Source organism: Nocardia carnea, from assembly GCF_029868855.1.
Lineage (GTDB): Bacteria > Actinomycetota > Actinomycetes > Mycobacteriales > Mycobacteriaceae > Nocardia > Nocardia carnea_A.
On the sequence record NZ_JARWOV010000251.1, the window covers coordinates 1 to 18901 of the forward strand.

An 18901-nucleotide genomic window follows, 5' to 3' on the forward strand; every position below is an offset into this window, starting at 1 on the left:
AGTTCGTCCCGGATCTGTGCCCGGGTCCGCCACAGCGGCGATGTCTGCGGCGGCAGCTTCGGCAGGACATGTTTGCTCACCCAGGGCCCGGCCCGACCGGCATCGAACTCCGAGGAGACGGCGTAGAACTCCCGCCCGTCCACGCCGGGGGCGGCCCTCGTTTCTTCCGGGGGGCGCCTGCGCGCGAAGGTGCGAACGACCGCGGGTCAGTGCCCGTGCTGCCCGTTCGAGCGCGCTTCGTCCTGCACTCGCTGGAGGATGGCGAGCTGCCGGTGTTCCTCTTCCAGTTCGTTCGCGAAATGCTGCTCGCTCTCCGAACGGGGATCGGGGCGCAGGAAGCTACCGGTGCCCGGCTGACCGGCCGAACCCAGCTGGTTCATCTTCTTGGGCACCACCGCACCCTGGTACTCCAGCGGCAGCGGGTGGCCGTGCTCGTCGACCGGGCCCAGCGGCTGGTGCACCTCGATGTACTCACCGTGCGGCAGGCGCTTGATCACGCCTGTCTCGATACCGTGCTCCAGCACCGCCCGATCACTGCGTTGCAGGCCGATGCAGAACCGGTACGCCAGGAAGTAGGCGAGCGGCGGTGCGACCAGCAGGCCGATACGACCGATCCAGGTGGTCGCGTTCAGCGAGATATCGAACTTGAGCGCGATGATGTCGTTCACGCAGGACAGGGTGAGCACCACGTAGAAGGTGATCGCCATGGCGCCGATCGCGGTGCGGACCGGGACGTCGCGCGGCCGCTGCAGCAGGTTGTGCCGGGCGGTGTCGCCGGTGAGCCTCTTCTCGATCCACGGATAGGCGATCAGCACCGCGAACACCAGCCCCATGGTCAGCGCGACCCAGAACACCGCGGGCACGGTGTAGCGGCCGAGATACAGCTCCCAGGGCGGCATCAGACGGGCCAGGCCGTCGGTCCACATCATGTAGAAGTCGGGCTGGGAACCGGCCGAGACCTGTGACGGGTTGTACGGTCCCAGGTTCCAGATCGGGTTGATCTGCAGGACACCGCCCATGATGGCGACGAAGCCGAGGGTGAACGCGAAGAACGCACCCTGGTCGGCGGCGAACACGGGGACGATCCGGGACCCCACCACGTTGTTCTCGGTACGGCCCGGTCCGGGGAACTGGGTGTGCTTCTGGTACCAGACGATGGCGACGTGCGCGGCGATGAGCGCCAGCATGATGCCCGGGAACAACAGCACATGCGCGATATAGAGGCGCGGGATGATGATGTCGCCGGGGAAGTCGCCACCGAACATCAGCCAGTGCAACCAGGTACCCACGACCGGTACGCCGATGGTGATACCGGAGAACGCGGCGCGCAAACCGGTACCGGAGAGCAGGTCGTCCGGCAGGGAGTAGCCGAAGAAGCCCTCGAACATGGCCAGGATCAGCAGCAGCGACCCGATCACCCAGTTCGCTTCACGCGGTTTGCGGAACGCGCCGGTGAAGAAGATGCGGAACAGGTGGATGATGATCGAGGCCGCGAACAGCAGCGCCGCCCAGTGGTGCACCTGCCGGACGAACAGACCGCCGCGCACCTCGAAGGAGATGTTCAGCGCGGTCTCGTACGCCCGCGACATACCGACACCGCGTAGCGGCTGGTAGGCGCCGTCGTAGGTGACATGCGCCATCGACGGGTCGAAGTACAGCGTCAGGTACACACCCGACAGCAGCAGGATGATGAACGCATACAGGGCGATCTCACCCAGCAGGAACGACCAATGGGTGGGGAACACCTTGTTGATCGATCGCTTCATGAAGGCGGCGGCGCGGTAGCGCTCGTCGATTTCGTTGGCTTGTGCCGCGAGCTTGCGGCCGGTAGCCGTTCCAGCACTCATGATCGACGCTCCCAGAAGGCCGGGCCGAGGGGTTCGATGAAGTCACCGTTGGCGACCAGGTACCCCTCTGAGTTTACGGTGATCGGCAGCTGCGGCAGCGCCCGGGCGGCCGGACCGAAGATCGGCTTGCCCCATTCGGTCGCGGAGAACTGCGACTGATGGCACGGGCACAGGATCCGGTTGGTCTGCTGTTCGAACAGCGAGGTCGGGCAGCCGAGGTGGGTGCAGATCTTCGAGTAGGCGAAGTAGTCGCCGAAGTTGAAGCTCTCCTGGCCCTTGCGTTTGATCGCGTTCTTCGCATCCTCGGGCCGCAGGCGGATGAGCATCACGGCATTGCGGATACCGCGCAGCGACTGCAGAGTCGCATGCTCGTCACCCCGCCACGACTCCTTCCACGGGAACACGGTTTCCATGGCGCCCGCGTCCAGATCCTCGGGGCGCACCAGCACGATGTCCTGCGGACGACCGGTGTCGCGGCGGATGTAGACGGTTTCGCCCGGGTAGTCGGGGGTCCAGCCGGACACCCACAGCGGCGATTTGTCGCCCTTGGCCCACGGGTTCTTCACCATGCCGCCGACGAACACCAGCAGCGCGCCGATACCCAGCACACCGACGCCGGCGCCCGCGGTGCGGGTGATCAGCTTGCGGCGGCCGAGCGTGGAGGTGTCCAGCGCGTCGCTCAGCTCGGCGGCCAGCGTGCGCCGGTCGACCTCACTGGACTTACCGTCGTGCCGATCCTGGACCGACAGCTCCGCGGGAATGAACTTCTTCCGGATCAGCACCACCGCGATACCGATGGCCAGGATCGAGATACCGAAGGTCAGGCCGTACAGCGGCGTGGTGAGCGCGTACCGGCCGTGGCCTTCGTCTCCGGCGCCCCGGTACTCCCACGGCCAGAACAGGAACACACCCACCAGGGCGGCGGCGGCCAGACCGGAGATCGCGAACCACATCGCGACCTGCCGCTCGGCGCGTTTCTCCGCGCGAGTGCCCGGCACCGGCCAGCGTTCCCGCCGGTAGGCGACCTCGACGCCGTCCCGCGCGGTGCCGAGCTCCACCAGCTCGTCACGCGACATCGCGTCCAGTTCGGCCTCGGTCGGTTCCGCCGGGGTCGCGGCCGCGGAATCTTTGTCCAGGCGACCCATCTCGTTTCGCTCCTGTTCTTCACTCATGGCTGAGGCCCTTCCACTGGGGCATGCCCGGCCGGCCGCCGCGGGAACGGCGGACGGCTCCCGAGGACGGCCCGATCACGTCCGGGATCCGATCCAGATCGCGGCACCGACCACGGCCACGATGCCGATGGTCCAGATCGCCAGGCCTTCGGTAGCGGGACCGAAACCACCCAGACCCCAGCCACCGGGAGACTTGGCCTCGGCCGCGTCCTTGACATAAGCGATGATGTCGCGCTTCTCCTCCGGGCTGAGCTGCCGGTCGGAGAATTTCGGCATGTTCTGCGGGCCGGTGACCATTGCGGTCCAGAGCTGTGCCTCCGACGCCGGTTCCAGCGGCGGGGCGAATTTGCCCGAGGACAGGGCGCCGCCGCGACCGGTGAAGTTGTGGCAGGAAGCGCAGTTCATCCGGAACAGCTCGCTACCGCGGCCGATATCGCTGCCGCGCAGCGACTCCTGGGCGACCTCACCGTTGGCGTCGCGAGGCACCGTCGGGCCACCGCCGTTGGCGGCGACGTAGGCACCGATCGCGTCGGTCTGGTGGGCGTCGAATTTCGGAGGTTTGCGTTCGGCCTGCGCTTCGTTGCGGACCATCGGCATACGCCCGGAGGACACCTGGAAGTACACGGCCGCCTCGCCCACGCCGATGAGGCTGGGGCCACGGTCGGGCACACCCTGCAGGTTGGCGCCGTGGCAGGTGATGCAGGAGGTCTCGTACAGCTGCTGACCCTCGCGGATCAGCGCCACCGAATCCTCGTTCGCCGTGGCGACCTGGGGTTCCGGGGTGAGCGCAGAGGCGAGGAAACCGGCTCCGACGAGGCCCACCATGAGCGCGAGACCACCCGCGATCCGTCGGCGGATGCGGCGCTGCCTGCGCTTCTTGCTGGCCTCGCCGTGCCCACCGCTGGCGGGCGCTGGCGCTGTCGGGGGCGATGAACTCATCTGTGTCCCTTTGGAGTAGACGGAACCGTGGTCGGCAGTGAATGCGCCGGCGTCACTGGATGAAATAGATCACGGCGAACAGCCCGATCCAGACGATGTCGACGAAGTGCCAGTAGTACGAGACGACGATCGCAGCGGTGGCCTGCGCCGGGGTGAACTTGCTCATCTTGGTGCGCGCGAGCAGGAACAGGAAGGCGATCAGACCGCCGATGACGTGCAGGCCGTGGAAACCGGTGGTGATGTAGAACACCGATCCGTAGGAGCTGCCCGAGATCGAGGTGCCGTGGTCCACCAGGTGGATGTACTCGTAACCCTGGCCGAGCACAAAGAACAGACCCATGAAGAAGGTCAGGACGTACCAGCGGCGCAGCCCGAACACATCACCGCGCTCGGCCGCGAACACACCCATCTGACAGGTGAACGACGAGGCGATCAGCACCGCGGTGACCGGGATGGCCAAGCCGAGGTTCAGCTCGGTCGGCGGCATGGGCCATTCGGGTGCCTGACTGCGCGCGACGAAGTACATCGCGAAGAGGCCGGCGAAGAACATCAGCTCGCTGGACAGCCAGATGATGGTACCGACGCTGACCATGTTGGGCCGGTTCAGCGAATGCACTCGCTGGGTTATGGCCGATCCTGAGGTACCTACTGCGGTCGTCACGGGGTAAGTATGACTCTTCGTAGTACGACAGTCGAAGTCGGGTTCCCATCTTGATCTTTTGTGTCGGGATTCACCGGCTCAGCGCGTCTCTGGTGCCGGCCCGGCGTGTCGGCGGCGCCCGGCGCCGATCGGCTTCCGAACCTGCGCGGATACGGTATCGCGCCCGCTCGCGCGCGTATCTCCCGCGAACACGAACCGCCACTACGCGCACCGCCGCTGCGACCGTATGCGCTGCCGGCGATCTCCGGTCGCAACGCCGGCCGAATCACCTGCGGATCGAGCCCGCGGTGCGTGGACAGCGATGCGCTGCCGGGCGCAGCGCGCATTAGGGTGTTCATGACCATTCGGTCACCCGGTTCCCGGCGCGACGAGGAGATAGAAATGAGCGTGCGCAGCTGGCCCCAGATACTCGGGGCCCTCGCCGACGGACACGACCTCACCGCGGACGATACGACCTGGGTGGTCGACGAGATCTTCACCGACAACTCCACCGCCGCGCAGATCGCCGCGTTCGGGGTGGCCATGAAGATCAAGGGTCCCACTCCCACCGAACTGTCGGGTATGGCGCGCGGCATGCTCGGCCACGCGCGCCTGGTGAAGATCGACGGCGACGCCGTCGACATCGTGGGCACGGGCGGCGACCGGTCGGGATCGGTGAATATCTCCACCATGTCCGCGATCGTGGTCTCCGCGGCCGGCGTGCCGGTGGTCAAGCACGGTAACCGGGCCGCTTCCTCGAAGAGCGGCGGCGCGGACGTGCTGGAAGCACTCGGCGTGAAATTGGCCCTCGGCCCGGAATCGGTGGCCCGGTGTGTGCGCGAGGTGGGAATCGGTTTCTGTTTCGCGGCGCTGTTCCATTCGGGACTGCGTTTCGCCGGCCCGGCCCGTAAGGAAATCGGGATACCGACAGTTTTCAACGTGCTGGGCCCGCTCACCAATCCGGCCCAGCCGCGCGCCGGGCTGGTCGGATGCGCCTTCCCCGATCTGCTGGAAACCATTGCCGGTGTGTTCGCCGACCGCGGGGCCGGTGCACTCGTGGTGCGCGGCCACGACGGTCTGGACGAGATCACCACCTCCGATACGACCGACGCCTATGTGGTGGCCGGCGGGCAGGTCCGGAAAACGGTCATCGATCCGGTGCGGCTGGGCATCCCCCGGGTGCATCTGGACGCGCTCCGCGGCGGTGATGCCCAGGTGAACGCACAGGTCGCCCGGGATGTTTTCGCCGGTGTTCCGGGCGCGGTACGCGATGCCGTCCTGGTCAACTCGGCCGCCGCGATCACCGCCTACGATCTGTCCCGCGGCACGAAGCTCGACGGTGACCTCGACGATCATCTCGTCGCCGGGATAGAACGCGCCGCAGCAGCCATAGACAGCGGCGCCGCCGCGGCCCTGCTCGACCGCTGGGCGGCGCTCACCCGGACCCTCGGCGAGGACTGAACCGCGGTCGGTGCGACGTCGGCACCGGCCACAGCGCCCTGGAGACAGTCCGCCGGCCTGGTGAAATCATCGGGGCCCGTCCACGCACGGGCCCCGGTCACCGAGGTCTATCGGTGAGGTCTGTCCGCAGCGGCTCCCCATGCCGCCGGACCCGGTCCGCGGGTAGCCGGCCCACGCTGGACGCCGGCACCTGGGAAGCGGGGTCGTTCACCCCATGGTGCGCGACATTTGCCGCTGTGTGAGCCGAGATCCGCGCCGACAGCAGGCCGACGGTCGCCGCCGGGACCCATCGAGACCGGCGCAGGCCGTGTTCGCGGCCACCGACGCGCAGTCGCTACTCGCCGATGGAGAAGCCTGCCTCGACATCCGCGCTCGAATACGATTTGAACGCGATATGGGTGACGGTGCGCTGCACCCCGGCCACCTTGTCGATCCGCCCGGTGACCACCTCGGCGACCTGTTCGTGGTCGCGCACCCGCACCAGCGCGATCAGGTCGACGTCGCCCGCACACGAGTACACCTCGGTGACGCCCTCGGTATCGGCCACCGCCTGCGCGGTCTCGGGAATGCGCCCGTTGTCGGCCTGGATCAGAACGATCGCGGTAATCATGGCAACAGCCTAAGCAACCACCGGCCCGCGCCGGCTGCGGCAGCGCCACTGCAGCCGGGAGAGCCCGGCCGGCTAACCCCGTTCCTCGGCGTAGGACTGTTCGGCCCGAGCCGCATCCGCCGCGGCATCCGCGGCGTCGGCCCAGGCGACCCAGCGTCCCGCACCGTGAGCGGGTTCCGCGTAGCCCTCGGCTGTCCGCACAATTCGCACTCCCGGGCGTTCCAGCCAGCGCGCGATCACCCCGACTTCCTCCGCCGGGGCGCCGCGGAGGGGCGGGGATTGTGGGTCGGTGTCGGCCGGCAGTAGTTCCGCGTGGTCCGCTGCCCGGCCGGCCGGCCGTACGGTCTGGGCGGCGGCCACGATCTGGTCGACCACCGGCATCGGTGGCGTTCCGCGGCGTGCGGTTCCGGCACCGGCGAGGCGGCCGTAGCGGATCACGGCGAACTCCCAGCCGCCGGCGCCGTCGGGGTGGGCGGTGATCAGTTCCGGCAGCCGGGCCAGCGCGGCCAGGCGCTGGGTGCGGTGCAGGGCGCGGACCACGGCGGCCACGCGGTCGCGCAGGCGGGCGGCGGATTCGTACTGTTCCGCAGCCGCGTATTTCCGGATTCGGGCCAGCATGTGGTGGATCGCCGCGTCGTCGGTGCCCGCGAAGAGTGCGCGCGCGACCGCGGGCGCCGGGGCGTAGTCGGCAGCGGTACGGGGCGTATCGGTGGCCGCGGGGCACCCGCCGACTGCTTCCGGCGCGCAGATGTGCAACCCGGTGCGCGAAAGCTTGGCGGTGCAGGTGCGCAGCCCGCAGTATTCGGCGAGGGTGGCGGCGATATCCGCGGCGGCGGCCCGCGCGTGGAACGGGCCGATCGCCGGACCGGCCGGGTCGCGGACCAGCGTCAGCCGGGGGAAGGCCTCCGCGCTGAGCGCCACCCACCAGGCCCGCTTGGGAGATTTGGACCGGCGGTTGTAGGGCGGCGCATGCGCCGCCAGCAACCGCAGTTCCCGGACCCCGGCCTCCAGCCCGTGCGCGCATACGACATGGTCGACCCGGGTGGCCAGCCGGACCATCTCCTTGATCCGGCCGCGGGTTTCCGAACCGGTGAAGTAACTGCGGACCCGGCGCCGCAGATTCACCGCGGTCCCGATATAGAGGACTTCGTCCGACGGCCCACGGAACAGATAGACCCCGGGCGCGGCGGGCAGGTCGATGGCCAGGGCGCGTTTGGCGCGCTGACCTGCGGTCACGTCGGGCAGGTAGTCGATCAGTTCGGGGAGGCTGTGCACTCCTTGATTGCCGACCCTGCCGATGAGTGCATGCAGAACGTCCACGGTGGCGCGCGCATCGTCGAGCGCCCGGTGGGTGGGGGTCGTACTCGCCCCGAGCAGCTGCGCCAGATAGCCGAGCCGTACCGACGGAGCCTCGTCACGGCCGAGCACCCGCCGGGCGAGACGGACCGTACACACCACTTGGGGCCGGGGCCACGGCGTTTCGCAGCGCGCCGCCGCCGCCTTCAGGAAACCGATATCGAAGCGGGCATTGTGGGCGACGAGCACCGCACCGGCCGCGAACTCGAGGAAACCGGGCAGGACCGCTTCGATGGTCGGTGCCGCCCGCACCATCGCCGTGGTGATGCCGGTGATCTGGACGACCGCGGGCGGGATGGAGCGCCCCGGGTCCACCAGTGTGGCGAATTCACCGAGAACCTCGCCTCCGCGTACCTTTACCGCGCCGATCTCGGTGATGGCGTCCTCGGCCGGGCTGGTGCCGGTGGTTTCCAGGTCGACGACCACGAATGTGGTCGCGTAGAGCGGGGTGTCGAGCTGATCGAATGCCAGCTGCCGGGCGTGCAGCGGCATCGGTTCGGACACGGCGGGCAGCGTACCGAGGGGGTCCGACAGGTTCGGTGATATCGGACCGTGACGATCGCTGCGGCAGTCACCGGAACCTCTTGCCATTCCCCGGCTGGAGCCCGGTGACCACATATATGTGCGCCGGATCACAGTCGATGCTTATTTGCTATCCAATTGCCTGATTGCACGAAATATGGTCGGTCGGCCCAAAACACGTTCCACCGACCCCGGCGAATATTCGCCCGCATCCCAATCAGGCCATTGTCACCACAGCGACATCCACCCGCTCGTCCTGCGGAAATTGCACGACATTCCGTATCGGATTCGATGTAACACCGCCGATCTGATCTTTGCGGCTCACCAGGACGTAACTGCGACGCAACCGCACAGCGGGCTGTGACCCAACTCGCACAATTTGCTACGGGAAAGCTGGTCGGCGAACGCTTATCGAGACCCGAGGCTTTACAAATCACCGTGATCTGTTCGTAATCTTTTCGAGACCTCGCGGAGTTCGGCGCACCACCCCGGTGCCGCCGGCGGGGAAATCGGAAGGACCGCATCATGGCGTTCAACACCGTCAAGCGACAGGCGCGGCGGGCTGCCGCAACCGGAGCCGTCGGCGCTGCCACCCTGGGCGCGTTCCTGCTGCCCGCCGCCCCGGCAGCCGCCCAGCCGGTGACCATCCCCGGCGTGGGGACCTTCGAGGTGCCCAACGAGATCCCGATCCCCGCGGGCATCCCGGGCATCGAAACCCCCAACTCCCCCGCCACACCGCCGCCTTTCGTGACCCCCACCAAGACCGCCGGCGATCTTGCCCTGGATGCCGCGCTGTCGAAGGTCGGCGCACCGTACGTCTACGGCGCCGCCGGACCGGACGCCTTCGACTGCTCCGGCCTGGTGCAGTGGTCGTACAGACAGGCGGGGCTCGAGCTACCTCGCACGAGCGGAGCCCAGCTCTCCGCCGGCTCGCCCATCTCGCTCAACGACCTCCGCCCCGGCGATGTGGTGTCGTTCTACGGCGGCGGCCACTCCGGCCTGTACGCCGGCGACGGCAATGTGGTCCACGCGGCCACCTCCGGTACTCCGGTTCAGGTGGCGCCCATCTCGTCGATGCCGTTCGCCGGAGCGCGCCGCTACTGAACCGGTCGCGGGCCCGCGGGGGTTCAGGCGGCACGGTACGTTCATCCGACGACGTGACCGTTCCGTGTCGTACTGGACACCCCGCGGGCCCGTTCCGTAATCTAATCGAGACCTTCACCGTTTCATCGCACAGCGTCACAGGGAGAGCGGGGCACGGCAGGCCGTGGCAACACATCATCGGAGTCACCGTGATCTCGGGCCGTCTCGCCGGCCCGCCCGCACCGTTCTCGCGGCGGGTCTCCTGGCGGCGGCACTCTACGGTGGCGGGCCCGCCGGCGCCGATCCGGTCCCCGCCCCCGCACCGGCCTCGGCGACCGAAGCGGTCCAGCAGATGATCGACCTCTCCCGGCAGGCCGAACAGCTCAATCAGCAGGCCCTCACCGCCCAGGCCGACCTCGATGCGAAACTCGCGATCCAGCGCGATGCCGATGCCGAGGTGGCCGCGGCCACCGCGGCCGTCGACGCGGCCCGCAACGAGGTGGCCCGGTACCGCCCGATGATCGACCGCACCGCGATCGCCGTCTATCAGGGCGCGCGCACCAACCGGTTGTTCTCCGTGCTGGTCAGCGATTCACCCCAGCAACTCCTGGACCAGATGTCGACCTTGGACGTGGTCGCCACCCAGACGTCCGACCAGCTCAAGCAGTACAAACGCGCCACCGACGCGGCCACGGCGGCGCAATCGGCCGCCCGGACCGCCGCCGACGGCGCCCGTGCCGCCGCCGATCAGGCCGACACGGTCCGCGCCGACGTGGGTCGTAAGCAGACCGATCTGCAGAATGCGGTCGCCAAGGTGATCGAGGTCTGGGGCACCCTGTCCACCGCGGACCGGACCGCTCTCGCCGGTTCCCCGTTCCCGCCCGGTTTCGATCGGGACAGCCTGCTGGCGGATCTCGTGCCAGGCAGCGGTACCAGTGCATTGGCCGCCGGGCTCACCCGCGTCGGCGACCCCTATGTCTGGGGCGCCACCGGCCCCGACCAATTCGACTGCTCGGGCCTGGTGCAGTGGGCATTCGCGCAGGTCGGCAAGCAGGTGCCGCGCACGAGTTCGGCGCAGGCCGCCTACGGGACTCCTGTGGACCGCGCGGATCTGCAGCCCGGTGATGTCGTGTTCTTCTACGACGACATCTCCCACGTGGGGATCTACGCCGGTAACGGCCTCATGCTGCATGCCTCCACCTTCGGGGTACCGGTGGCCGTCGCGCCGTTGGATTCCACCCCTTACCATTCGGCGCGCCGCTACTGAGCCCCGGAGCGGCGCCCGGGAGGGTTCGCCAATAGTGTGAGTCGTATGGCTCGAACTCTGCTGGTTACCAATGATTTCCCGCCGCGTCCGGGAGGTATCCAGTCCTATCTGCAGGCGCTGACCGGTCAGCTGCCGCCCGACGATCTGGTCGTCTACGCGCCCCGCTGGCGCGGTGACAGCCATATCCGGTTCGACGCGCAGCAGCCGTTCCAGGTGGTCCGCCATCCCACCTCCCTGATGCTGCCGACCCCCGCCGTCGCGCGCCGGGCGCGTAAGCTGCTGCGCTCCGAAGGCTGCGAAACGGTCTGGTTCGGTGCCGCCGCCCCCCTGGCTCTGCTGTCTCCGCTGCTGCGCCGAGCCGGTGCCGAACGGATCATCGCCAGCACCCACGGTCATGAGGTGGGCTGGTCGATGCTGCCGGCGGCGCGGCAGGCGCTGCGGGTCATCGGTGAGAACACCGATATCGTCACCTACGTCAGCAAATACACCCGGCGCCGGTTCGCGGCCGCCTTCGGGCCGAACGCCGCGCTGGAACACCTGCCGCCGGGCGTCGATACCGAGGTGTTCCGCCCCGACCCCGCCGCGCGGGCCGAGCTGCGCGAGCGCTACAACCTCGGCGACCGGCCCACGATTCTGTGCCTGTCCCGGCTCGTACCGCGGAAGGGCCAGGACGTCCTGCTGATCGCGATGCGCTGGATACGGGAACGCATCCCCGGCGCCGTCCTGGTGATCGCCGGTAGCGGCCCGTACGAAGACCGGCTACGTGGGCTCGCCGAAGCGCTCGGCCTCGGCGACGACGTCGTGTTCACCGGCCGGGTCGCCGCGGCCGAACTCGCCGCCCACCACACCATCGCCGATGTTTTCGCCATGCCGTCGCGCACCCGGGGCGCGGGCCTGGACGTCGAAGGTCTCGGCATCGTCTACCTGGAGGCCTCCGCCAGCGGAGTACCCGTGGTCGCCGGAATGTCGGGCGGCGCACCGGAGACCGTGCTCGACGGCGAAACCGGCCGCGTCGTCGACGGCCGCCGCGCCGACCTGGTCGCCGAAGCAATCGCCGATATCCTCACCGACCGCGACGCTGCCGCCGCCATGGGCGCCGCAGGCCGCGCCTTCGTCGATCGCCACTGGCGCTGGGACAGCCTGGGCGCCCGCCTCCGCGGGTTCCTGTAGGAGACCCGGGCTCCGGGGCCAAGAGGGGGGCCGAAACCCCCGGCGCCGCAGGCGCCGCATGTTTCAGCATCTACTACGCTCAGCCGGGTGAGCAGTATCCAGGTCGCCGACCAGACATTTCTCGCCGCGCCGGGCGCCGCGGTGGCCGCCGCGCTGTCCGCTCCGGGCAAATGGCGGCGCTGGTGGCCCGATCTCGAACTCGATGTCCGGGAAGACCGGGGCGACAAGGGTATTCGCTGGTCGGTGCAGGGAGCGCTGACCGGCACCATGGAAGTGTGGCTGGAACCCTCGCTGGACGGGGTGATCCTGCACTACTTCTTGCACGCCGAACCGTCGCGGCAACTGCCACCGCGCAAACTCGCCGCGGCCAACCGGGAGCGGCGGGTGGCGGGCAAGGTGATGTCGTTCGAACTCAAGGATCGGCTCGAGGGCGACCGCCCGGCCGGGGTCGCACCCGGCAACTGACCAATTCCATACCGCACCGCCGAAAGGAACCACTGAGAACCTATGGCCGACCGGACCCAGAGATCGATCGTCATCGCGGCCCCCGCCCCACAGGTGATGTCCGTTATCGCCGATCTGGCGTCCTACCCGGAATGGGTATCGGCGGCCAAATCGGTGGAGGTGCTCGAAACCGGACCGGACGGTCGCGCACGCACCGCCCGTTTCGTGCTGGACGCCGGTGTCGTCAAGGACACCTACGTGCTGTCCTACGCCTGGCGTCCCGACGATCTGGCGGTGAGCTGGACGCTGGTGAGTGGTGAACTGCAGAAGGCGCAGGACGGCCGCTACGAACTGGTCGAACAGCCGGACGGCGGCACCGAGGTGCGCTACGAACTGACCGTGGATCTGACCATACCGATGATCGGCATGTTCAAACGCAAGGCGGAGAAGGTGATCACCGATACCGCGCTCAAGGAACTGAAGAAACGGGTCGAAGGCTGACCGGGCCGCGCAGCACCGGAGAGCAGGCCCGCCCCGGCAGCGCGACCGGCAACACCCGGCGTGCGCGGACACGGGTCGAATTGTTCATCGGCAAGGGCGGTGTCGGTAAGACGACACTGGCCTGCGCGCAGGCCATGGGATATGCCAGGGAGGGACAGCGGGTCCTGATCGCGTCACTGGATCAGGCGCATTCTCTCGGGGACGCACTGGGTTTCCGGTTCGCGCACGACCCCGGTGCGGTGGCGGGAATCGTCCGGGTCGTACCAGGTCTCGATGTGATCGAACTCGACTCGCTGGCGTTGCTGGAGGACCGCTTCCGGGAGATCGCCGATGTACTGGCGGCGGATCCGGGCCACGACCACGGGCTCGACCTGGGCGCGCTGGATCCGGCCGAACTCACGGGGCTGCCCGGTGTCCAGGAACTGCTGATGCTGGTGGAGATCGCCCAGTACGCCGCCGACGACGACTGGGATGTGATCGTCCTCGATTGCCCGCCCACCGCCGATATGCTGCGCATCCTCACCGCACCGGAGACACTGCTCGGTTATCTGAACCGGATCTGGCCCCCGCATCAGCGGATGATGAGCGCGATCGGCACCGATCTACGGCGCGCGGTCCTGGCGGCGACAATGCAGCGGATAGTCGCCGCCGTCACCGAGGTCCGCGATCTGCTCGCCGACCGGGAACGCACCAGTGCCCGGCTGATCACCCTGGCCGAACGTGTGGCGGTCGCGGAGTCGGCGCGGGTGCGGTCGGCGACGGCATTGCTCGGGCTACGCCTGCAGGCGGTGGTGGTGAACAAGGTACTGCCCGAGGTTCCGCCGCCGGGCCCGGAACCACAGCATCCCGCGGTGCGCTGGTATACGCACCGCTACGCCGAACAATGGGATGTGATCGCCGGACTGCGACGGTCGATGCCGGAGATCCCGGTCCTGATGGCCGGCCATACCGGCACCGAACCGGTGGGGATCGGCCCGCTCGCGGGATTGTCCTGCGTCGTCCCGGCGCAGGACACCGTGAGCGATACCGGCCACACCGCGGCCGTTCGGCGTGACAGCGACGCCGCGATGCGCGACGATGCGGGTTCGGCGGCGTCCCCCGCGTCCGCCGAAGCCGCGGTCCCCGCTGTCCGATTGGAGTCGGGCACGGGTTTGCATTCGGTATATGCGCTGCGTATCCAGCTACCGGTAGCGGATCCGGCCACGCTGCGCCTGGGACGAGTGGAGGACGATTTGATCGTGGGAGCCGACGGCGTGCGCCGGCGGTTGCACTTGGCGCCGGTACTTCGCCGCTGCACCGTCAGCACCGCCGAACTGGACGACGGATACCTGGTGATCCGTTTCCGGCCCGACCCGCAGGAGTGGCCGCGATGACCGGGACCGATTACCGGCAGCCGGAGGGCATCGCCGAATTCGCCGAGGAACTGCGCCTGCTCGCGGAGGCCGTACTGGAACGGGTGGAGCCGGTACTGCGCGACGCCGCCGCGGACGGCAAATCGGAATGGGGCAATTGCACCTGGTGCCCGTTGTGCGCCGCGGCCGCACTGGTCCGCGGCGAACAGCACGAAGTACTGGCCACCGTGGCGGCACACGGTACGGCGATCGTCACCATCCTGCGGGAAGCGCTGGCGGGGGCACCGGTCGATCCGGTGATGCCGCATGGGCACGGGCCGGGATCCACGGCCGCACACGGCCCTTCCGGGACCGGTGATCAGGCCGCGGCCGGCACGACGACCGATTCGGGCGAGCACCCGCCGGCCGCCGGATCCGGAACCGCAGCGGCCGGCCGGACCGATCAGCCGGACGCGGGCGCTACGGCCGAGCCGGGCGCACACGCCACCACGACCGGAAAGTCCCGGTATGTCGGTATACCCGTAACCATCAAGCCATGAGCACTTCCGCTTCCGGCGCCCCACTGACCGTGGGTGTCGATATCGGCGGGACGAATATCCGTGCCTCGGTGGTCGACGGTACCGGCGAGGTGCTCGATACGGTGCAGTGCCCCACCCCGCATTCCGCCCCGACGCTGGAGGGTGCGCTCGAACGCGCGGTCCGCGAACTCGGTGACCGGCACGCGGTCGACGCCGTCGGCCTGGCCGTGGCCGGGTTCGTCTCGGCGGACCGCAGCACTGTCCGGTTCGCTCCGCATCTGCCCTGGCGCGACGCACCGGTGGCGAAACGCCTCACCGATCGCCTCGGCCTGCCCGTCCTGCTGGAACACGACGCCAATGCCGCGATGTGGGCCGAATACCGGTTCGGCGCCGCGGCGGGCGGCCACAATGTCGTTCTGGTGGCCATCGGCACCGGGATCGGCGCCGCGCTGCTGATCGACGGGGTGCTGTATCGCGGTACCCACGGTGTCGCACCGGAACTCGGGCATCTGCAAGTTGTGCCCGGCGGCCGCGATTGCGGGTGCGGTAAACAGGGTTGCTGGGAACGGTATTGCAGCGGAACGGCATTGGCGGAATCGGCGATCGAACTGGTGGCCACCGATTCCACGCCGTCGCTGCTGGCGAAGGAAGTGATCGCCGACCCCGGCGCACTCACCGGCCGCCGGGTGGCCGGTGCCGCCCAGGACGGCGACCCCTTGGCCCTGCGGGTGATGGCCGATTTCGCCCGCTGGCTCGGCCTGGGCCTGGCGTTCGTGGGCGATATCTTCGATCCGGACCTGGTCGTCGTCGCCGGCGGCGTCAGCAGTTCGGCCCCACTGTTTCTCGACGAGGCCCGCGAAGAGTACGCGGCATCGGTCACCGGGCACGGACACCGCCCCCTGGCTCGTATCCGCACCACCCAACTGGGTGAGGCCGCCGGAATGATCGGCGCCGCCGAACTCGCCCGCACGGCCCTCATCTCCGGCCGCTGACCCGGCCGCCGCGATCTCGCGCCGCGGGAGGCGACCGGAAATTAACACGGCTGGGCTTGGAGGAGTTCTGTGACCGGCGGTAGAGTCGGCACCCGAGGCTCTTCACATTTCCATCCCGATTCCCGGAGTAAGGACGTCATGTTCTACTGGCTGCTCAAGTTCGTGCTGCTGGGTCCGTTCATCAATCTCTACAACCGGCCCGAGGTGGAAGGTGTGGAGAACATCCCGGCCGACGGTGCGGCCATCATGGCGGGAAATCATCTGTCCTTCGCGGATTGGTTGTTCGCGCCCCTGTCGAGCCCCCGCCGGATCAACTACCTGGCCAAGGCGGAGTACTTCCACACCCCGGGGCTCAAGGGGCGATTCCAGAAGTTCTTCTTCAGCGCTTCCGGCCAGTACCCGATCGATCGCAGTGGCGCCGACGCGGCCGAGGATGCACTCGACGCCGCCCGCAAACTGCTGGACGAGGGTCGCCTGGTGGGCTTGTATCCGGAGGGCACCCGCTCCCCCGACGGCCGGCTGTACAAGGGCAAAACAGGTATGGCGCGGCTCGCGCTGGAAACCGGGGTTCCGGTGATCCCGGTGGCCGTGATCGGTACCGACGAGGTGAGCCCGCCCGGACCGTTCCGCTGGCGCCGCCGCAAGGTGACCGTGAAATTCGGTAAGCCGATCGATTTCTCCCGGTACGAGGGTATGGCCGGTAATCGGTTCGTGGAGCGTGCGGTCACCGATGAGGTCATGTACGAGCTGATGCAGATGTCCGGGCAGGAGTACGTGGATGTGTACGCGTCCAGCCTGAAGAAGAACGTTCCTTCCGGGCCGGCCTCGCATACGCCGCGAATTCCGGAATCCGCCGCGAGCTGACCCGCCGCGTACGATGAACGGGTGACGGTTCGCGCGAAGGTTTGCGGAATCCGGTCCGCGGCCGATCTGGAGACGGCGGTGAGCGCCGGCGCGGATGCGGTCGGATTCATCTCCGGAACCACCCACTTCAGCGAGGATGCGTTGACAGCCGAGGCGGCGGCCTGGTTGTCGGAGTCCACACCGTCGTTCGTGAACCGAGTCCTGGTCACTCATCTCGAGGATGCGGACGCCATTCTCGAACTGGCCGACCGGATCGGCGCCGACACCATCCAGGTGCACGGCCTGGTCGACTCCGGCACGCTGCGCGCGGTGCACGCCGCCGCGCGCGGCCGGACGATCGTTCGCGCCGTCCATGTCACCGGAACAGATGCCGTGTCCCGTGCCTTGGCGGTCGCCGCGGACTGCGATGCCGTACTGCTCGACTCCCGCACCACAGACCGGCTCGGTGGCACCGGCCGCACGCACGATTGGGCGGTCAGCGCTCGGATCGTGCGGGAACTGGCCCTGATCGGCCGGCCGGTGATCCTCGCCGGCGGGTTGACCGCCGACAATGTGGACGAGGCGATCGAGGCGGTGCGCCCGTTCGGGGTGGACGTGAACAGCGGTGTGGAAACCGAGACCGGCGACAAGGACTTCGCCGCCTGCGCCGCATTCGTCAAGACGGCGCACGAGCACGAACCGGGCTACCCAGTTCCAGTCCCACGGCCGCGAGTACCAGAACTCCGGCCATCAGCGTCGCCACGGTGATCTCGGATCCCACCAGTACCGCACCGGCGAGGGTCGCCACCACGGCCTCGTTGAGCCCGATCAGCCCCGTGGTGACCTCGTCGAGATCCCGCAGCGCCAGCCAGTAGCAGGCGAAACCCGGCCCGAGCAGGAGTGCCCCGAGCACCGCGAGTACGACCGCCTGCCCGGCCGTGGGTCCTTCGCCGAAGATCATCGCCGCACCGAGCAGCGGAGCGGCCAGCACCGCCGCGGCCAGTAGCTGCAACCCTGCCGCCGATCCACCGGCCCGGCCCGCCGATTCCCGGACCACCAAGGTGATCAACCCCGCCACACAGCCGGCGCTGATCAGGGCCAGAGCGCAGCCCACCAGTGCCGGACCGAGCGCCGTATCCGCCGGCCGGTGCCCGGCAACGAGCCAGATCGCCGCACCGATCGCGACCAGTTCCGCGACCAGCACCAGCGTGATCGCCCGTCTGCCCCGCACGATCCGGACGACGATCAGCAAAACCGGCGAGGTGAGGTGAAGCGCGACCACCACCGGTAGCGGGCCGATATGCAGCGCGGCGACATATGACACCAGGTTCAGCACCTCGAGCACCCCGAGCCGCAGGAAGAGTCCCGGCGCGTTCCGGAGGTCCCGCCACGGGTGTGCGCCCCGGGCCACCGCGAAACCCAGCAGCGCCGCTGCCCCACCGGCGGCGACCGGGGCCGCCGCGATTCCCGGGGCACCCACGGCGGCGATACCCGCGCTCGACAGGCCCCACAGGCTCGTGGCCACGCCGAGCAGCGCCGGTGCTCGCCAGGAGACTCTCACGAGAGCAGGAAGGTCACGACCGGCAGGATAACGGCGGTGTAGGCCGCGAATACCGCGGCCGCTGTCCGCCCTTTCGGTACCGAAGGCAACCGGGTCGCGATTCCGGTGTAGGTGCCGAGCGCAACGAAGAACGTGCCCCAGACGACCAGTGCGCGGCTCGCGACCACCCCGAGGTCGGCTGCGAAGAAAACAGCCAGCAGCGCGATCGTGAGCCCGGCGGGCGCCGCGGCGGCCAGCGTGAGCCCACCCGCGTAGCTGTTCATCAGCACGGTCCGGCCCCGGTGCCCGACGACCTGCTGTGCGTCCCGTGGATGCGCGCCCTGTTCCCGGCAGATCAGGTCGAAGATCACCGCCGGGTTGACCCGTTCGTTCACCACCCGGCGTACCGCGAGCATGGCCTCCAGCCCCTGCACGGTCGCGAACGAGGTGATGAATCCCCCGGTGGAGGTCCGGAAGCCGCCGCAGACAGCGGATCGTTCCTGCGTCTCCTGTAATTCCAGCAGTTCCACCAGACCGCGACGCACGCCCGGATCGAATACGGCGCGTTCGTGGGGGGGCGCCCCCCCCCCCCCCCCCCGGCGGGGGGCCGCGGGGGGGCGCCGGGGGGGGGGAAGCCGCGGCCC

General features: G+C 68.8%; 19 protein-coding genes and 1 pseudogene. 11 read left to right on the forward strand and 9 right to left on the reverse strand.

Features of this window, described 5'->3' with window-relative positions; genetic code table 11:
• From QH195_RS35300 to ctaE, 5 genes and pseudogenes are all read right to left on the reverse strand, one after another.
• Positions 1–140, reverse strand: a pseudogene (locus tag QH195_RS35300) (polyadenylate-specific 3'-exoribonuclease AS); the annotation flags it as partial.
• Between the two features lie 66 nt (positions 141–206).
• Positions 207–1847: a cytochrome bc1 complex cytochrome b subunit gene (gene qcrB / locus QH195_RS26140; protein ID WP_280421515.1), complete on the reverse strand. Its 1641-nt coding sequence runs from the start codon at positions 1845–1847 to the stop codon at positions 207–209.
• Positions 1844–2992: a cytochrome bc1 complex Rieske iron-sulfur subunit gene (gene qcrA, locus QH195_RS26145; RefSeq protein WP_280421529.1), complete on the reverse strand. Its 1149-nt coding sequence runs from the start codon at positions 2990–2992 to the stop codon at positions 1844–1846. Before qcrA ends, qcrB begins: the two co-directional genes overlap by 4 nt.
• A gap of 102 nt (positions 2993–3094) precedes the next feature.
• Positions 3095–3958, reverse strand: a complete 864-nt coding sequence (qcrC, locus tag QH195_RS26150) for a cytochrome bc1 complex diheme cytochrome c subunit (protein WP_280421516.1) — start codon at positions 3956–3958, stop codon at positions 3095–3097.
• 52 nt (positions 3959–4010) lie between these two features.
• Positions 4011–4619 carry an aa3-type cytochrome oxidase subunit III gene (gene ctaE, locus QH195_RS26155; RefSeq protein WP_280413805.1) on the reverse strand — a complete coding sequence of 203 codons (609 nt, stop codon included), beginning with the start codon at positions 4617–4619 and terminating at the stop codon, positions 4011–4013.
• A 381-nt stretch (positions 4620–5000) separates the two neighbouring features.
• Here ctaE and trpD point away from each other — a divergent pair, with 381 nt between their 5' ends.
• Positions 5001–6059, forward strand: a complete 1059-nt coding sequence (gene trpD / locus QH195_RS26160) for an anthranilate phosphoribosyltransferase (RefSeq protein ID WP_280437357.1) — start codon at positions 5001–5003, stop codon at positions 6057–6059.
• A 334-nt stretch (positions 6060–6393) separates the two neighbouring features.
• On the opposite strand, the gene QH195_RS26165 is transcribed toward trpD, so the two are convergent.
• A complete protein-coding gene (locus tag QH195_RS26165; RefSeq protein ID WP_280421518.1) occupies positions 6394–6669 on the reverse strand; it encodes an Lrp/AsnC family transcriptional regulator in 276 nt (91 codons plus the stop codon).
• Positions 6670–6741: 72 nt separating this feature from the next.
• Entirely contained in the window at positions 6742–8517 is a 1776-nt protein-coding gene (locus QH195_RS26170; RefSeq protein WP_280437366.1) for a DEDD exonuclease domain-containing protein, read from the reverse strand.
• A 555-nt stretch (positions 8518–9072) separates the two neighbouring features.
• Between QH195_RS26170 and QH195_RS26175 the strand changes: the two genes are divergently transcribed.
• The 10 genes from QH195_RS26175 (at position 9073) to QH195_RS26220 (ending at position 17485) form a co-directional block, all read left to right on the forward strand.
• Positions 9073–9651: a C40 family peptidase gene (locus QH195_RS26175; RefSeq protein ID WP_280437358.1), complete on the forward strand. Its 579-nt coding sequence runs from the start codon at positions 9073–9075 to the stop codon at positions 9649–9651.
• A 163-nt stretch (positions 9652–9814) separates the two neighbouring features.
• Entirely contained in the window at positions 9815–10897 is a 1083-nt protein-coding gene (locus QH195_RS26180; protein ID WP_280437359.1) for an NlpC/P60 family protein, read from the forward strand.
• Positions 10898–10942: 45 nt separating this feature from the next.
• Complete coding sequence (locus QH195_RS26185) at positions 10943–12067, forward strand: glycosyltransferase family 4 protein (RefSeq protein WP_280437360.1); 1125 nt, start codon at positions 10943–10945, stop codon at positions 12065–12067.
• Positions 12068–12154: 87 nt separating this feature from the next.
• Entirely contained in the window at positions 12155–12532 is a 378-nt protein-coding gene (locus QH195_RS26190; RefSeq protein ID WP_280421522.1) for a polyketide cyclase / dehydrase and lipid transport, read from the forward strand.
• Between the two features lie 42 nt (positions 12533–12574).
• Entirely contained in the window at positions 12575–13012 is a 438-nt protein-coding gene (locus QH195_RS26195; protein ID WP_280437361.1) for an SRPBCC family protein, read from the forward strand.
• Positions 13013–13092: 80 nt separating this feature from the next.
• Positions 13093–14385 carry an ArsA family ATPase gene (locus QH195_RS26200; protein WP_280437362.1) on the forward strand — a complete coding sequence of 431 codons (1293 nt, stop codon included), beginning with the start codon at positions 13093–13095 and terminating at the stop codon, positions 14383–14385.
• On the forward strand, positions 14382–14903 hold the full coding sequence (locus QH195_RS26205) for a hypothetical protein (protein WP_280437363.1): 522 nt from the start codon (positions 14382–14384) through the stop codon (positions 14901–14903). Before QH195_RS26200 ends, QH195_RS26205 begins: the two co-directional genes overlap by 4 nt.
• Positions 14900–15874: an ROK family protein gene (locus tag QH195_RS26210; RefSeq protein ID WP_280421525.1), complete on the forward strand. Its 975-nt coding sequence runs from the start codon at positions 14900–14902 to the stop codon at positions 15872–15874. The genes QH195_RS26205 and QH195_RS26210 overlap by 4 nt, the downstream gene beginning before the upstream one ends.
• Positions 15875–16012: 138 nt before the next feature.
• Positions 16013–16738: a lysophospholipid acyltransferase family protein gene (locus tag QH195_RS26215; RefSeq protein WP_280437367.1), complete on the forward strand. Its 726-nt coding sequence runs from the start codon at positions 16013–16015 to the stop codon at positions 16736–16738.
• A 21-nt stretch (positions 16739–16759) separates the two neighbouring features.
• A complete protein-coding gene (locus QH195_RS26220) occupies positions 16760–17485 on the forward strand; it encodes a phosphoribosylanthranilate isomerase (RefSeq protein WP_280421526.1) in 726 nt (241 codons plus the stop codon).
• On the opposite strand, the gene QH195_RS26225 is transcribed toward QH195_RS26220, so the two are convergent.
• Positions 17394–18278, reverse strand: a complete 885-nt coding sequence (locus tag QH195_RS26225) for a hypothetical protein (protein WP_280437364.1) — start codon at positions 18276–18278, stop codon at positions 17394–17396. The two genes, QH195_RS26220 and QH195_RS26225, sit on opposite strands and share 92 nt — an antisense overlap.
• The coding region (locus tag QH195_RS26230; RefSeq protein WP_280437365.1) for a hypothetical protein at positions 18275–18901 on the reverse strand (627 nt) is incomplete at its 5' end. The genes QH195_RS26225 and QH195_RS26230, both read right to left, overlap by 4 nt.

Coding starts and splice junctions, on each gene's coding strand:
- qcrB (WP_280421515.1), bottom strand. CDS start 1,847: ATGAGTGCTGGAACGGCTACCGGCCGCAAGCTCGCGGCACAAGCCAAC.
- qcrA (WP_280421529.1), bottom strand. CDS start 2,992: ATGGGTCGCCTGGACAAAGATTCCGCGGCCGCGACCCCGGCGGAACCG.
- qcrC (WP_280421516.1), bottom strand. CDS start 3,958: ATGAGTTCATCGCCCCCGACAGCGCCAGCGCCCGCCAGCGGTGGGCAC.
- trpD (WP_280437357.1), top strand. CDS start 5,001: ATGAGCGTGCGCAGCTGGCCCCAGATACTCGGGGCCCTCGCCGACGGA.
- QH195_RS26165 (WP_280421518.1), bottom strand. CDS start 6,669: ATGATTACCGCGATCGTTCTGATCCAGGCCGACAACGGGCGCATTCCC.
- QH195_RS26170 (WP_280437366.1), bottom strand. CDS start 8,517: ATGCCGCTGCACGCCCGGCAGCTGGCATTCGATCAGCTCGACACCCCG.
- QH195_RS26175 (WP_280437358.1), top strand. CDS start 9,073: ATGGCGTTCAACACCGTCAAGCGACAGGCGCGGCGGGCTGCCGCAACC.
- QH195_RS26185 (WP_280437360.1), top strand. CDS start 10,943: ATGGCTCGAACTCTGCTGGTTACCAATGATTTCCCGCCGCGTCCGGGA.
- QH195_RS26195 (WP_280437361.1), top strand. CDS start 12,575: ATGGCCGACCGGACCCAGAGATCGATCGTCATCGCGGCCCCCGCCCCA.
- QH195_RS26205 (WP_280437363.1), top strand. CDS start 14,382: ATGACCGGGACCGATTACCGGCAGCCGGAGGGCATCGCCGAATTCGCC.
- QH195_RS26210 (WP_280421525.1), top strand. CDS start 14,900: ATGAGCACTTCCGCTTCCGGCGCCCCACTGACCGTGGGTGTCGATATC.
- QH195_RS26215 (WP_280437367.1), top strand. CDS start 16,013: ATGTTCTACTGGCTGCTCAAGTTCGTGCTGCTGGGTCCGTTCATCAAT.